The following is a 12,675-nucleotide window of genomic DNA, read 5'->3' as shown; positions in this document are numbered from 1 at the left end:
GCCGGGCACGCGCAGGGCTCAGGGCACGCGCAGGGCTCAGGGCACACGCAGGGCTCAGACCGCGGCCGCCCCCAGGGCGCCCAGCGGATCGTCCAGGACGGGCTGCCAGGCCAGTTCCGCCGCGCCGACCAGGCTGTTGTGGTCCAGGGTGCACGGCAGGATCGGCACTCCTCCGCTGCGCCCCCACAGGCTGCGGTCCGCGACCACCGCGCGCAGTCGCTCCGGGTCCGCGTGCAGCAGCTCCCGGTGCAGTCCGCCGAGGATGATCCGGTCCGGGTTCAGGATGTTCACCAGCCCCGCGAGGCCCAGTCCCAGGCGGTCGATGAGCTCTTCGGTGGCCGCGCGCACCGCCGGCTCCGCGTACTCCTCGCGCAGCAGGTCTCGGGCCTGCTGGAGCAGCGACACCTCCGGCCCCGGGGTGCGGCCCGCCGCGGTCAGGAAGGCCAGCGGGTCGGCCTCCACGTCCAGGCAGCCGCGGCTGCCGCAGTGGCAGGCCCGCCCCTCCGGGTTGACGGTGAGGTGGCCGACCTCCAGGGCGAGGCCCGAACTGCCGCTGTGCAACCGGCCGTCCAGGACGAGCGCGCCGCCCACCCCGCGGTGCCCGGTGGCCACGCACAGCAGGTGCTGGGCGCTGCGGCCCGCGCCGTGCCGGTGCTCGGCGAGCGCTGCGAGGTTGACGTCGTTCCCGGTCAGGGCGGGGCCGTCGATCCCGGCCGCCTTCACGCACTGGGTGAAGATGTCCCGTACGGGTGCACCGGCCGGCCAGGCCAGGTGCAGCGGGTTGAGCGCCGTGCCGTCCGGCTCCGCGACCGCCGAGGGCACCGCGAGGCCGGCGCCGATGCAGCGCCGGCCCGTGTCGGCCAGCAGCTCCGCCCCCGCCGCGACGACCGCGCCGAGCACCTGCGCCGGATCCGCGGACACGGTGACCTTGCCGGGGGCGGTGGCCACGATCCGGCCCCCGAGGCCGACCAGCGCGGCGCGGAACCCGTCGGAGTGCACCTGCGCGGCCAGCGCCACGGGGCCGTTCTCGTCGATGGACAGCCGGTGCGAGGGGCGGCCCTGGGTGCCGCCCGCGCCGCCCGGGCGGGAGTCGACGCGGATCAGGCCGAGCGCCTCCAGCTCGGCGGCGACGGCTCCGGCGGTGGCGCGGGTGACGCCGAGCTCGGCCGTCAGGACAGCCCGGGTCGGGGCCCGGCCCGTGTGGACGAGCTCCAGCGCCGGGCCGAGGGCGCCGCGGCCCCGCTCCAGCTTGGTCCTCGCCGCCGCGGACGCCGACACCGACACCGACGCCGACACCGCCGCGGACGCCGACGCCGCTGCGGACGCCGCCTCCCCCACCCTCTCCGGGGCCCCGTTGCCGTTCATGACAGCGATCCTCGCATGATCGGCGGTCCGTCCGGCGACCCGGTCAGCCGGGGCCGGCCAGCGGGCCGCCGACCCGGAGGGTGATGTTCAGCCGCCCGGTCAGCCCGAGCCACGGCGGGGCGGTGCCGGGAAGGACCTTCGGCACCCCGTGATAGGCCAGCCGGGCGGGGCCGCCGAAGACGAACAGGTCCCCGCTGCGCAGCAGGACGTCCCGGTACGGGCGCCCGCGCGAGGCGGTGTTCCCGAAGCGGAAAACGCACGTATCGCCGAGGCTGAGGGAGACGACCGGTGCCGCGGACTTCTCCTCGGCGTCCCGGTGCATGCCCATGCGGGCGTCACCGTCGTAGAAGTTGATCAGCGCGATGTCGTACGCGTACCCGTCCGGGTCCGGTCCGGGTTCCGGTGCGGGCCGTCCGTACGCGGCGGTCACCGCCTCGCGCCCGAGCTCCGCGAGCCGCGCGGGCATCGGCTTGACCGGTGCCCCGTCGCCGTCCACGGCGGTGCGGGCGTACCCGTACGGATACCAGTGCAGGCCCAGGCACACCTGGCGGGCGGTCATCGTGCCGCCGCCGGGTGTCCGCACGGTGCGCAGGCCCGCGGGCGGGCGCGCCCAGGCGCGGCAGGCGTCCAGCAGCTCCCGCTGGAGCCCGGGCCCGAGCCAGTCGGGCACGTGCACGGCGCCGGGGGCGATCCCGGTCCGCTCGCGCGGGAAGAGTTCCCCGTCCATCACCCCATTGTCTCCGGCCGGTGCGACACTGCCCGCATGAAGATCACCGAGTATGTGGAGACCCTCGCGCGGGAAGGCGAGCTGCTCGCCGGGACGGCCGAACGGGCGGGTACCGACGTCCCCGTGCCCACCTGTCCGGGCTGGCGCGTCGCCGATCTGGTGCGGCACACGGGCGCGGTGCACCGGTGGGCCGCCGGGTACGTCCGGGACGCGGCCGTGGAGCCGGGCCCGTTCCCGCAGGCCCCGGAGCTGTCCGGCGCCGAGCTGCTGGCCTGGTACCGGGAGGGTCACGAGGCCCTGGTCCGCACGCTGGCCGAGGCTCCGGCCGACGTGCAGTGCTGGACCTTCCTGCCGACGGCCGCGCCGTCGCCGCTGGCGTTCTGGGCGCGCCGGCAGGCGCACGAGACGGCCGTGCACCGGATGGACGCGGAGTCGGCGCTCGGCGGGCCCTACGCGCACGTGGCACCGGAGTTCGCCGAGGACGGGGTGGACGAGCTGCTGACCGGCTTCCACGCGCGGCCGCGCAGCCGGATGCGGACCGAGGAGCCGCGGGTGCTGCGGGTCCGCTCCGCCGACACGGGCGCGGTGTGGACGGTCCACCTGTCTGCGGAGCCGCCCCGGACGGTGGCGGGAGACACGGGCGAGCCGGCGGACTGCGAGGTGGTGGGCGAGGCGTCGTGGCTGTACGCGGCGCTGTGGAACCGGCTCCCGCTGATGGGCCCCGGGGTGACCGGCGACGAGTCGCTGGCACGGCGGTGGGTGGAGACGGCCGGAATCGGCTGACCGGGTCCGAGGCGGTCTTGTGACCGTGCGGTACGGGCTGTGACACTGCGCGCATGGGGAGACGTACGCAGGCGGACCGTGACGCGATCACGACGGAGATCGGCTTCGCGTTCGTCACCGGGTGCTTCGCCGCCGCGCTCGTGTTCGGCGCCGTGTACGGGCCCGCCCTGGTCTTCGAGGTCTCCCCCGCCGTCGACGCCGTCCTGACCGTGGCGGGCGGGGTGTCGGCCGGGGTGGTGTTCCTGTTCCGGATCACCCACGTGCTGTGGCGCTTCGCCCGCCGTCCGGAGAACGACGACCGCTGACCGCCGCCCCGTTCGCGCCGTGCCGCGCGCGGCCGCGGTCCACCCCGGCGGGCGGTGGACCGATCGGCCTGCCGGGTGGTTCAGCCGAGGGTGGCGGCGTACTCGGTCTGGCTGCGGTACTTCCAGCTCGGTGACGCGTCCCACGGGTTGGGCATGAGCGTGCCCGTCGCGTAGGCGTAGCCCGCGCCGCGGTCGAAGGCCGTGCGGAGCGTGGCGCGCATGGCGGACGCGTCCGGGACCGCGTGGACGAGGTGCCAGAACGCGGTGCCGGCCGGGTCCAGTTCCGTACCGGTGCGGTAGCCGCCCGAGGCGCCGAAGACGTTCCCGCCGAGCCAGCCGCCTCCGGTGTACGCGGCGTACGTGTCCTCGTAGGTGACGAAGACGTCCGCGGTGCGGTGGCCGGGCTCCAGGTAGCAGTCGGCGATGGCGGTGCCGGGGTTGTCGACCACGAGGGCGGGGGCGGTGGGGTCGGTGTCGTGCACGGCGTCCTGCACGTACGCGCGCAGTTGTGCGTAGTGGTCGCGGGTGGTGTCGGCGGGGCCGCAGTCACGGCTGACGACGTCGAAGAAGATGCCGTCCACGTGCAGCCGGCCGTCGCGGGTCCTGAGGTAGTTGTCTACGGAGTCCTTCACGGCGGCGATGTCGCGGCTGCCGTGGTCGGTGTGGACGTAGCCGAGGACCTTGGTCTTCTCGCCGGTGGCGGTGGTTGCGGCGCGCAGCGCGTCGGCGCGGGCCTGCCAGCGGGCGTCGAAGGGGGCGTCGCCGTTGCCGGGGTTGAGGACGACCACGGAGGCGGCGGGTGTGGCGGCGGCGAGGTCGCCGAGCATGGGGTCGCCGGCCCGGGCGTAGGCGGGAACACCGATCTCCAGGCCCCGCACCCCGGATATCCGGGGTCTGGGGGCCGGGGCGGCCCCCTCGGCCGCAGTGCCGGCCGAGGCGGTCACGGCGGGGGCCGGGGCGGCCAGCAAGGACGTGACCAGGACGGCGTACAGGGCCTTCACGGCGCGGGCCATGACTGTTCCTCCGACGAGGGGCGGGGGCGGGGCGCAACCCGACGAACACTAGACGGGAGCCCGTTCGGTGAAAGCCGAACCACTCGCATTCGTACGAGGAACAGACGAGCGACCCGTCACCTCATCATGTGAACCACCGTCACGCGACGGACAGCCCGACCGTGTGGGCCAGTTGACCGGCGGCGTGCGCGAAGAAGGCGTCCCGGTCCTCGACGACCCGGTTGAACTGCCCGAACAGCTCGAAGGAGATGAGGCCGACCAGGTGCGCCCAGGCCGCGACCAGGGCGGCGGTGACCTCGGGGGGCAGCCCCACGGCGAAGTCCTCGGTCATCCGGACGGCTTCGGGGCGCAGGGCGGCGGGCAGCGGGGGCAGGGCGAGACCACGGCCGGCGTGCGCGGCGCGGAGGATGCCGATCAGGACGTTGGCGACGCGGGAGGCGGGGCCGACGGTGTCCATGGGCGCGCTGTAGCCGGGGACCGGGGAGCCGTAGATGAGGGAGTACTCGTGCGGGTGCTCCAGGGCCCAGGCGCGGACGGCTTCGCAGACGGCGGTCCAGCGTGCGCGGGGCGCGGCGCCGGCGGCGAGGGCGTCGGCATCGGCCCGTTCGGCGGCGGCGCCGACGCTGTCGTAGGCGTCGACGATCAGGGCGGTCAGGAGGTCGTCGCGGCTGGGGAAGTAGCGGTAGAGGGCGGAGGAGACCATGCCCAGCTCGCGGGCGACGGCGCGCAGCGAGAGCTTGGCGGCGCCCTCGGCGGCGAGCATGCGGCGCGCCTCGTCCTTGATGGCGGCGGTGACCTCGATACGGGCCCGCTCCCGGGCCCCGCGCACGGTACTCATGGGTAGCAGTGTGTCACGAATCCAGAGCGGTGCCCAAAAACGGGATCGCCGCTCCATTGCGAGAGCGGTGCTCTTGCTTTGGTGCAGCGATCCGTGCACACTGTTCTCAAGCGAGAGCACCGCTCTCCCAAGCCCTCCCGGAGGCCGTCATGAGCGCGTCCAACCCGTACTACGTCCAGGCCGGCCGGCTCGAGACCCGCTTCAACTCCCTCTTCGGAAAGCTCGCCCGTTTCGGCATCAGCCTGGCCGGCACGGCCGAGCTGTCGGTGCGCGGCCGCACCTCGGGCCGGATGCAGCGGATCCCGGTCAACCCGCACACGTACGAGGGCGAGCAGTACCTGGTGTCGGCGCGCGGCCACTCCCAGTGGGTCCGCAACATGCGGGTGGCGGGCGGCGGCGAGCTGCGCGTCGGCCGCAAGGTGCGCACCTTCTCGGTCACCGAGCTCACCGACCCGGTGGAGAAGGCCGCCGTGCTGCGCGCCTACCTGGAGAAGTGGGGCTGGGAGGTCAACCGGTTCTTCCAGGGCATCACGGCACAGTCCTCCGACGCGGAGCTCCGGGCCGCCGCCGCGGACCACCCGGTCTTCCGCATCACGGTCGCCCGCTGAGGGCGCCCCGGCCGGCCCGGGCCCGGGGCCCAGGCCGGGCCCGACCCGACCCGACCGACCCGACCGGGCCAGACCCGACCGAGCCGGACCCTTCAGGCCTGCTCCGGCTCCTGTTCCCGGCTCTGTCCCTGCGCCCGGCCCTGTCCCTGTCCCTGGCCCTGCTCCGGCTGCCGGGTCCGGTTCCGGGCCGCCCTGCCGTCGAGGATGTGCAGCGCCTTGCGCGCCAGCGGGTACGTCCGCACCAGGTCGGGGAGCGTCGTCGCACCCCGGGTGATGCGTGCGAAGGCCAGCCAGGCCGGGCGGAATCCGGTCATCACCGCGTGCAGCAGCCCCGGCTTGGCCTCGAACGCGGTCAGCATCCGCTTGCCGACGCTCATCTCCACGCCCAGCCCGGCCTTGATCGCGAACGCGTAGTTGAGGGCCTGGCGGCGCGCGTCCACCGCGTCCTGCGCCTCGGAGATCTTCACGGCCCACTCGCCGGCCAGCCGCCCCGAGCGCAGCGCGAAGGAGATGCCCTCCCGGGTCCACGGCTCCAGCAGTCCGGCGGCGTCGCCCGCGACCAGGACCCGGCCGCGGGACAGCGGCGAATCGGGCGTGCGGCAGCGGGTCAGGTGCCCGGAGGAGACCGACGGTTCGAAGCCGGCGAGTCCGAGGCGGGCGATGAAGTCCTCCAGGTACTGCTTGGTCGCGGCGCCGTCGCCCTTCGCCGAGATGACCCCGACGGTGAGGGTGTCGCCCTTGGGGAAGACCCAGCCGTAACTGCCGGGCAGCGGGCCCCAGTCGAGGAGCACCCGCCCCTTCCAGTCCTCGGCGACCGTTTCCGGGACCGGGATCTCCGCCTCCAGACCGAGGTCCACCTGGTCCATCTCGACCCCGACGTGCGCACCGATCCGGCTCGCGCTGCCGTCCGCGCCGACCACCGCGCGGGCCAGGACGGTCTCCCCGTCGGCGAGGACCACGGCGACGGTGCGCCGGTCCGGCACCGCCGCCCCGTGCTGCTCGACCCGCGCGACGGCGGTACCCGTACGGACGGTGGCCCCGGCCTTCTCGGCCTCGGCGACCAGCCCGGCGTCGAACTCCGGCCGGTTGATGAGACCGAACAGCATCTGCCGCGAACGGCGGGTCCGGGTCAGCTTCCCGTTCAGCGAGAAGGTGACCGCGTGGATGCGGTCCTTGAGCGGGAGGACGAACCCGGGCGGGAGGGCGTCGCGCGAAGGGCCGATGATCCCGCCACCGCAGGTCTTGTACCGGGGCAGCCGGGCCTTCTCCAGCAGCAGTACGCGCCGCCCCGCCGTGGCCGCCGCGAACGCGGCCGAGGAACCGGCCGGTCCGGCTCCGACCACGACCACGTCCCACACCTCGCCGGTTCCCCCGGCGCCTGCGGCCATACCGTCCCCTGCCTTCCGAGCGCCCTGCCCTGCTGCTGAGTCGGGTCCCCCGACGGTGCTGTCGTCGCTGCTCACGATGTGCTGCTGCTCCTGATCATGCGGTTGCTCCGATGCAGGGAAATCCTACGGCGCGAGTCCGCCCATCCTGCTGTGCGAGGATCGGGTCTGTCTTTCGCCGTACCCGGCATACGCCCACCACGTGGATGCGGGCGGCGTACGTCTTCACAACGTCGCACCCAAAAGGAGCGTGCCCATGTCCCAGAATCCGATCGCCGAGACCGTCGCCTCGCTGATGCCCCGCGCCAAGCAGGAGCTGGGCGAGCTGGTGGCCTTCCAGTCGGTGGCGGACTGGGCGCAGTTCCCGAAGAGCGAGAGCGAGGGCGCAGCCAACTGGGTCGCCGACGCGCTGCGCGCCGAGGGCTTCCGGGACGTGTCCCTGCTCGACACCCCCGACGGCACCCAGTCGGTGTACGGCTTCCTGCCCGGTCCCGAGGGTGCGCCGACCGTCCTGCTGTACGCGCACTACGACGTGCAGCCGCCGCTGGACGACGCCGCCTGGATCTCGCCGGCCTTCGAGCTGACCGAGCGCGACGGCCGCTGGTACGGGCGCGGCGCCGCGGACTGCAAGGGCGGGTTCATCATGCACCTGCTGGCGCTGCGCGCCCTGAAGGCCAACGGCGGTGTGCCGGTGAGCGTGAAGGTGATCGTGGAGGGCTCGGAGGAGCAGGGCACGGGCGGCCTCCAGCAGTACGCCGAGGCGCACCCGGAGCTGCTGACCGCCGACACCATCGTCATCGGTGACGCGGGGAACTTCCGGCTGGGCCTGCCGACGGTGACGGCGACCCTGCGTGGCATGACCCTGATCAAGGTGAAGATCGACACCCTCGGCGGCAACCTGCACTCCGGCATGTTCGGCGGGGTCGCCCCCGACGCGCTCGCCGCGCTGATCCGGCTGCTGGACTCGCTGCGCTCGGCCGACGGTTCGACCACGGTGGACGGTCTGGCCTCGGACGCCGTCTGGGAGGGCCTGCAGTACCCGGAGGCGGACTTCCGTGCCGACGCGAAGGTGCTGGACGGCGTCGAGCTGATCGGCGAGGGCACGATCGCGGACCGGCTGTGGGCCCGCCCGGCCGTCACGGTGCTCGGCATCGACTGCCCGCCGGTGGTCGGCGCCACCCCCTCGGTGCACGCGAGCGCCGGCGCGCTGATCAGCCTGCGCGTGCCGCCGGGCGTGGACACGGCCGAGGCGATCAAGCTGCTGGAAGCGCACCTGGTGGCGCACACCCCGTGGCGGGCGCACCTCGAACTGGAGGTCGTGGGCCAGGGCCAGCCGTTCCAGGCGGACACGAGCAGCCCGGCCTACGCGTCGATGGCGGCGGCCATGCAGGTGGCGTACCCCGGCCAGGAGATGCAGGTCAGCGGCATGGGCGGATCGATTCCGCTGTGCAACACGCTGACTTCGCTGTACCCGGAGGCGGAGATGCTGCTGATCGGGCTGAGCGAGCCGGAGGCGCAGATCCACGCGGTGAACGAGAGCGTGTCCCCGGAGGAGCTGGAGCGCCTGTCGGTCGCGGAGGCCCTCTTCCTCGTCAACTACGCGGAGTCCAAGCGCGGCTGACCTGCCCGCCCTGCGCTCCCGGCCCGCGCCTGCGGCCTGCGCTACGGGCGAACTCCGCTCCCGGTGAAAGCCGGGCCAGGAGCGGAGTCGGCGGACGTACGTTCGGGGCATGGATCTCGTCGAAGTGCTCCCCCAGCGGCTCCACATGCTCCGCTTCCCGATCGGCCAGGCCTACCTGTGGCAGGACGGGGAGGCCCTGACCCTGATCGACGCCGGTCATGCCGGGTCGGCGGCGCCGGTCGAGGAGGCGGTCCGCTCCCTCGGGCTGGACCCGCGGCGGCTGGAGCGGATCGTGTTGACCCACTGCCACCGCGATCACGTCGGCGCGGCGGACGAACTCGCCGGCCGGTGGGGTGCACAGGTGGTGGCGCACCGGCTGGACGCCCCGGTGGTCCGGGGCGAGCTCCCCGTCCCGGAGCCGGTCCTGCTCGACTGGGAACTCCCGCTGTACGAGCACGGCCTGACGGTGCCTCCCGCGCCGCCGACCCGGGTCGACCTCGAGGTCGAGGACGGTGAGGTGCTGCCGTTCGGCGACGGGGCGGTGGTGGTCCACGCCCCGGGCCACACGGCGGGCAGCATCGGCATCCACCTGCCGCGCCACGGCGTGCTGTTCACCGGTGACTGCATCGCGGGGGTGGGCCGGGTGATGCTCGGCGTGTTCAACGTGGACGGGGCGCAGGCCCGGGCCTCGTTCCGGCGCCTGGCGGAACTGGCCCCGTCGGTGGCCTGCTTCGGCCACGGCGACCCCCTGACGCAGGACACGGCGGCCACGCTCCTCGCGGCCGCGGCGTCCGAGCCGTCCCTCCCGTAACCACGGCCGGGGGGGGGCCCGCCCCGCCCGTCGCGGCCCCGGCGGCGGCCGCCGGCAGCGGGAAGATCAACCTCGACAAGGGCCGGGTCAGCCTCCAGAAGAACCAGACGGTGTCCCTCGTCAAGAACGGCAGCCCCCTGCTCTCGCAGGTGAAGATGGGCCTGGGCTGGGAGCCGGCGTTCCACGGCCGGGACATCGACCTCGACGCGTCCGTGATCGCGTACGGGCCGGACCGCAACCACATCGACAGCTGCTACTTCGGCAAGCTGTCCATCCTGGGCGGCGCCATCAAGCACTCGGGCGACAACCTCACCGGCGAGGGCGCCGGGGACGACGAGGTGATCGTCGTGGACCTCGGCCGGCTGCCCGCCGAAGCCACCGGTCTGCTCTTCACGGTGAACTCGTTCTCCGGCCAGAAGTTCACCGAGGTGGCCAAGGCCTACTGCCGCCTGATCGACGCGGCGAGCGGGGAGGAGCTGGTGCGCTTCGACCTGACCGGCGCCGAACCCCAGACCGGGGTCATGATGGCCAAGCTGATTCGCCAGTTCTCGGGCGAATGGGAGATGACGGCCATCGGGGAGTTTGTGAAGTCCCGCACAGTGCGCGGGATGGTCAAGCCCGGCTCCCAGACACTCTGAGCAGGTGGGCGGGCACATGGAGCCACCGTGACCGGTGCCCCGCCGGACCGAGGTGATGGATTCCACCCTTAATCCGGAGGTGACTGTCAGTGCCCGCCCGTAGCCTTGGAAGCATGTACAGCACACTCCGGCCCGTGGGTCCCGCCCGCCCGTCCGCCGCAGAGGCGAACGAGGCGATCCGGCACCTCGTCGAGACCCGGGTGGACGACGAGTGGCCCTCCGAGGCGTATGAGTTCCTCCTGGAGGAATGGGCCGCCGCCAGTCGCGCCGAGATCGCCGAGGTCGCCGCCGCCCCGTAACGGGCGGCGGCGCAGCCGTCGATCGCGTTGCCGGCCGCCGGTCAACGCCGGCCGGCCTCGCCTTCGGGCGTCAGTGTGCGCGCCGCCACGGTCCGGTGATGGCCAGCATGATGCCGGGCTCCTGGATGTTGGCGTACAGGGTGCGTCCGTCCGGGGAGAAGCACACCCCCGTGAACTCCGAGTACTCCGGCTCCTGCGCCGTCCCCAGGTTCAGCTCGTTGCGCGCCAGCGGGTACGTACGCCCGGACTCGGTGGCACCGAACAGGTGCTGCAGACCGCTGCCGTCCTCGGCGATGACCAGGCCGCCGTACGGGGAGACGGTGATGTTGTCGGGGCCGTCGAAGGAGCCGTCCTTCGCCGGGTCGGCGTTGACCCCGAGCACGACCGTCAGCCGGATCGTGCGCCGCTTCGGGTCGTAGAACCACACCTGGCCGTCGTGGGCCGTGCCGGGGCTCTCCTCACGTGCGTACGACGAGACGAAGTACGTGCCGCCGTCGGCCCACCACATGCCCTCCAGCTTGCGGGCGCGGGTCACCGCACCGTCCGCGAACTGCTTGCGCACCGACACCGTCCGCGCGTCGCGGTCCGGCACGCTCACCCAGTCGACGCCGTAGACCGTGCCGGTCTTCGTCGCGCGCGAGAGGTCGTCCACGAACCGGCCCGCGCTGTCGAAGCACTTGGCGGCGGCCAGCACGCCCGCGTCGTCCGCGAGGGTACGGAGCTTGCCGCGCCCGTGGCGGAAGCCGCTCGGCGGGGTCCAGCGGTAGAGCAGCCCGTTGGGGCCGGAGGCGTCCTCGGTCAGGTAGGCGTGGCCCTGGCGCGGGTCGATGACGACCGCCTCGTGGGCGTAGCGGCCGAAGGCCTTGACCGGCTTCGGCTCGCGGTTGGCGCGCCGGTCGTGCGGGTCGACCTCGAACACGTACCCGTGGTCCTTGGTCATCCCGTTCTTGCCGGACAGGTCCTCGGTCTCCTCGCAGGTCAGCCAGGTGTCCCAGGGGGTGGCGCCGCCCGCGCAGTTGGTCGACGTACCGGCGATGCCCACCCATTCGGCGACCTCGCCGCCGCGGCGGACCTCGACGACCGTGCAGCCGCCGGCCGCGGCCGGGTCGTAGACGAGGCCCTCGGTGAGCGGAACAGGGTGGGTCCAGTCGGCCCGCTTGCCCTTGAGCTCGTGGTTGTTGACGAGGAGGGTGACCCCGCGGTGGCCCTCGAAGGCGGCCGTGCCGTCGTGGTTGGACGGGGTGGACTCGCCGGAGTCGAGACGGGTGACACCGCTGTGGGTGATCACGCGGTAGCTGAACCCGGCGGGGAGGGCGAGCAGTCCGGCCGGGTCCGGGAGGAGAGGTCCGTATCCGGGCTCGCAGGGCCGGCCGTGCTCGTCGCGCAGGGCGCTGTCGTCGGCCGCCAGCGCTCCCGGGGCGGTGGCGAGGGCGCCGACCGTCCCGGTGAGCGCCACTCCCGCGCCGGCGATGACGGTGCGGGCGGTGAAGTCTCTACGGCTGAGCGGCATCGGGTCTCCAGGGGTGGGGAGGTGGTGCGCCTGTCGTGCGGTCGTCGGCGCACACGCTCCCGCCCGCACGTGAACGGCGGCTGAACTACCCGGGACGGGAGGCCGGCCCCTTGCCCGTGGCCGCAATGGCCAACTCCGGCTGAGGAACGGCGGGTTCCGAACGCCGCTCCCCGCCACGTTCCCCATCACTCGCCCCGCCGTTCCCCGCCGGCCCACCGGCGCCCGTGGGCCCTCGCGTCAGGACGGTCGCGAACGCGCCTTGAAGGCGGCCTTGCGGGCCTCCTTGGCCGCCTTCCTGTCCGGGTGCATCCGGCCCATCGCCTCCAGCACGGACGCCGTCGCCGGGTGCTCCACCCGCCAGACCTGGTCGAAGAACCCCGCGTGGTGCGCGGTCAGCGACTGCATCAGCAGCGGCAGTTCCTCCGTCTCCCCGTCCGCGGCGAGTTGCGCCGCGATCGTGTCGACGGTCAGCCAGAACACCATGGACCCGTCCGGCGCCGGTACGTCGGCCACCCCGCGCTCGGCGAGCCACACCCGGGCGAGCCCGCCGAGCTCCGGGTCGTCCAGTACCGCCCGGACCGCCGGCTCGGCTTCCGGGCCGGCCGGCGCGAGGGCCTGCTGGCAGCGCAGCCGGCGCAACGGGCCGCCCTCGTCGCCGCCCCGGGCGGCGGACAGCAGTTCGGCGACCGCGACGGGCAGTTCGCGGCCCGCGAGCCACTGCTCGATCTCGGCCTGGGCCGCGCCCTCGGGGTCGCCGGAGACGGCGTCGAGC

Annotated in this window: 12 protein-coding genes and 2 pseudogenes; 7 read left to right on the top strand and 7 right to left on the bottom strand. The window is 73.8% G+C overall.

The genetic code is table 11. The annotated features are described in order from the left end of the window. Positions 1-54: 54 nt before the first annotated feature. Both ACFXA3_RS18635 and ACFXA3_RS18630 read right to left on the bottom strand, forming a co-directional pair. The gene (locus ACFXA3_RS18635) at positions 55-1,365 is read right to left on the bottom strand and encodes an ROK family protein (protein ID WP_385188022.1); all 1,311 of its coding nucleotides are present in this window, start codon (positions 1,363-1,365) and stop codon (positions 55-57) included. 43 nt (positions 1,366-1,408) lie between these two features. Beyond that, a complete protein-coding gene (locus tag ACFXA3_RS18630; RefSeq protein WP_385188020.1) occupies positions 1,409-2,092 on the bottom strand; it encodes an alpha-ketoglutarate-dependent dioxygenase AlkB family protein in 684 nt (227 codons plus the stop codon). Positions 2,093-2,128: 36 nt separating this feature from the next. On the opposite strand from ACFXA3_RS18630, the gene ACFXA3_RS18625 reads away from it, so the two are divergent. Further along, positions 2,129-2,875 carry a maleylpyruvate isomerase family mycothiol-dependent enzyme gene (locus ACFXA3_RS18625; protein ID WP_385188018.1) on the top strand — a complete coding sequence of 249 codons (747 nt, stop codon included), beginning with the start codon at positions 2,129-2,131 and terminating at the stop codon, positions 2,873-2,875. 53 nt (positions 2,876-2,928) lie between these two features. Beyond that, positions 2,929-3,180, top strand: a complete 252-nt coding sequence (locus tag ACFXA3_RS18620; protein ID WP_385188017.1) for a DUF6332 family protein — start codon at positions 2,929-2,931, stop codon at positions 3,178-3,180. An 80-nt stretch (positions 3,181-3,260) separates the two neighbouring features. Here ACFXA3_RS18620 and ACFXA3_RS18615 read toward each other — a convergent pair whose 3' ends face one another. Both ACFXA3_RS18615 and ACFXA3_RS18610 read right to left on the bottom strand, forming a co-directional pair. Next, entirely contained in the window at positions 3,261-4,193 is a 933-nt protein-coding gene (locus ACFXA3_RS18615) for a spherulation-specific family 4 protein (RefSeq protein WP_385188015.1), read from the bottom strand. A 139-nt stretch (positions 4,194-4,332) separates the two neighbouring features. Beyond that, positions 4,333-5,031, bottom strand: a complete 699-nt coding sequence (locus ACFXA3_RS18610; RefSeq protein ID WP_385188013.1) for a TetR/AcrR family transcriptional regulator — start codon at positions 5,029-5,031, stop codon at positions 4,333-4,335. A gap of 149 nt (positions 5,032-5,180) precedes the next feature. On the opposite strand from ACFXA3_RS18610, the gene ACFXA3_RS18605 reads away from it, so the two are divergent. Further along, entirely contained in the window at positions 5,181-5,639 is a 459-nt protein-coding gene (locus ACFXA3_RS18605; RefSeq protein ID WP_385188011.1) for a nitroreductase/quinone reductase family protein, read from the top strand. Positions 5,640-5,731: 92 nt separating this feature from the next. On the opposite strand, the gene ACFXA3_RS18600 is transcribed toward ACFXA3_RS18605, so the two are convergent. Next, positions 5,732-6,997 carry a geranylgeranyl reductase family protein gene (locus ACFXA3_RS18600; RefSeq protein ID WP_385188023.1) on the bottom strand — a complete coding sequence of 422 codons (1,266 nt, stop codon included), beginning with the start codon at positions 6,995-6,997 and terminating at the stop codon, positions 5,732-5,734. Between the two features lie 283 nt (positions 6,998-7,280). On the opposite strand from ACFXA3_RS18600, the gene ACFXA3_RS18595 reads away from it, so the two are divergent. From ACFXA3_RS18595 to ACFXA3_RS18580, 4 genes and pseudogenes are all read left to right on the top strand, one after another. Then, positions 7,281-8,645, top strand: a complete 1,365-nt coding sequence (locus tag ACFXA3_RS18595; protein WP_385188009.1) for a dipeptidase — start codon at positions 7,281-7,283, stop codon at positions 8,643-8,645. A 109-nt stretch (positions 8,646-8,754) separates the two neighbouring features. Further along, entirely contained in the window at positions 8,755-9,456 is a 702-nt protein-coding gene (locus ACFXA3_RS18590) for an MBL fold metallo-hydrolase (protein WP_385188008.1), read from the top strand. Between the two features lie 17 nt (positions 9,457-9,473). Continuing rightward, positions 9,474-10,094 (top strand): annotated as a pseudogene (locus ACFXA3_RS18585) (TerD family protein); the annotation flags it as partial. A 113-nt stretch (positions 10,095-10,207) separates the two neighbouring features. Then, positions 10,208-10,393, top strand: a complete 186-nt coding sequence (locus tag ACFXA3_RS18580) for a hypothetical protein (protein WP_385188006.1) — start codon at positions 10,208-10,210, stop codon at positions 10,391-10,393. A 70-nt stretch (positions 10,394-10,463) separates the two neighbouring features. Here the strand turns inward: ACFXA3_RS18580 and ACFXA3_RS18575 are convergent, their stop codons facing one another. After that, a complete protein-coding gene (locus ACFXA3_RS18575; protein WP_385188004.1) occupies positions 10,464-11,903 on the bottom strand; it encodes an alkaline phosphatase PhoX in 1,440 nt (479 codons plus the stop codon). Between the two features lie 237 nt (positions 11,904-12,140). After that, positions 12,141-12,675, bottom strand: a pseudogene (locus tag ACFXA3_RS18570) (hypothetical protein); the annotation flags it as partial.

Origin of the sequence: Streptomyces sp. NPDC059456, assembly GCF_042750055.1 — a bacterium.
In the GTDB taxonomy this organism is placed as follows: Bacteria; Actinomycetota; Actinomycetes; order Streptomycetales; family Streptomycetaceae; genus Streptomyces.
Note: the sequence above shows the minus strand (reverse complement) of the source record. Positions and strands in the feature narration are given on the sequence as shown.

Bases quoted from the DNA above. Each gene is read 5' to 3' on its own strand.
- ACFXA3_RS18635 (WP_385188022.1), bottom strand. From the start codon at position 1,365: ATGAACGGCAACGGGGCCCCGGAGAGGGTGGGGGAGGCGGCGTCCGCA.
- ACFXA3_RS18630 (WP_385188020.1), bottom strand. From the start codon at position 2,092: ATGGACGGGGAACTCTTCCCGCGCGAGCGGACCGGGATCGCCCCCGGC.
- ACFXA3_RS18625 (WP_385188018.1), top strand. From the start codon at position 2,129: ATGAAGATCACCGAGTATGTGGAGACCCTCGCGCGGGAAGGCGAGCTG.
- ACFXA3_RS18620 (WP_385188017.1), top strand. From the start codon at position 2,929: ATGGGGAGACGTACGCAGGCGGACCGTGACGCGATCACGACGGAGATC.
- ACFXA3_RS18615 (WP_385188015.1), bottom strand. From the start codon at position 4,193: ATGGCCCGCGCCGTGAAGGCCCTGTACGCCGTCCTGGTCACGTCCTTG.
- ACFXA3_RS18610 (WP_385188013.1), bottom strand. From the start codon at position 5,031: ATGAGTACCGTGCGCGGGGCCCGGGAGCGGGCCCGTATCGAGGTCACC.
- ACFXA3_RS18605 (WP_385188011.1), top strand. From the start codon at position 5,181: ATGAGCGCGTCCAACCCGTACTACGTCCAGGCCGGCCGGCTCGAGACC.
- ACFXA3_RS18595 (WP_385188009.1), top strand. From the start codon at position 7,281: ATGTCCCAGAATCCGATCGCCGAGACCGTCGCCTCGCTGATGCCCCGC.
- ACFXA3_RS18590 (WP_385188008.1), top strand. From the start codon at position 8,755: ATGGATCTCGTCGAAGTGCTCCCCCAGCGGCTCCACATGCTCCGCTTC.
- ACFXA3_RS18580 (WP_385188006.1), top strand. From the start codon at position 10,208: ATGTACAGCACACTCCGGCCCGTGGGTCCCGCCCGCCCGTCCGCCGCA.
- ACFXA3_RS18575 (WP_385188004.1), bottom strand. From the start codon at position 11,903: ATGCCGCTCAGCCGTAGAGACTTCACCGCCCGCACCGTCATCGCCGGC.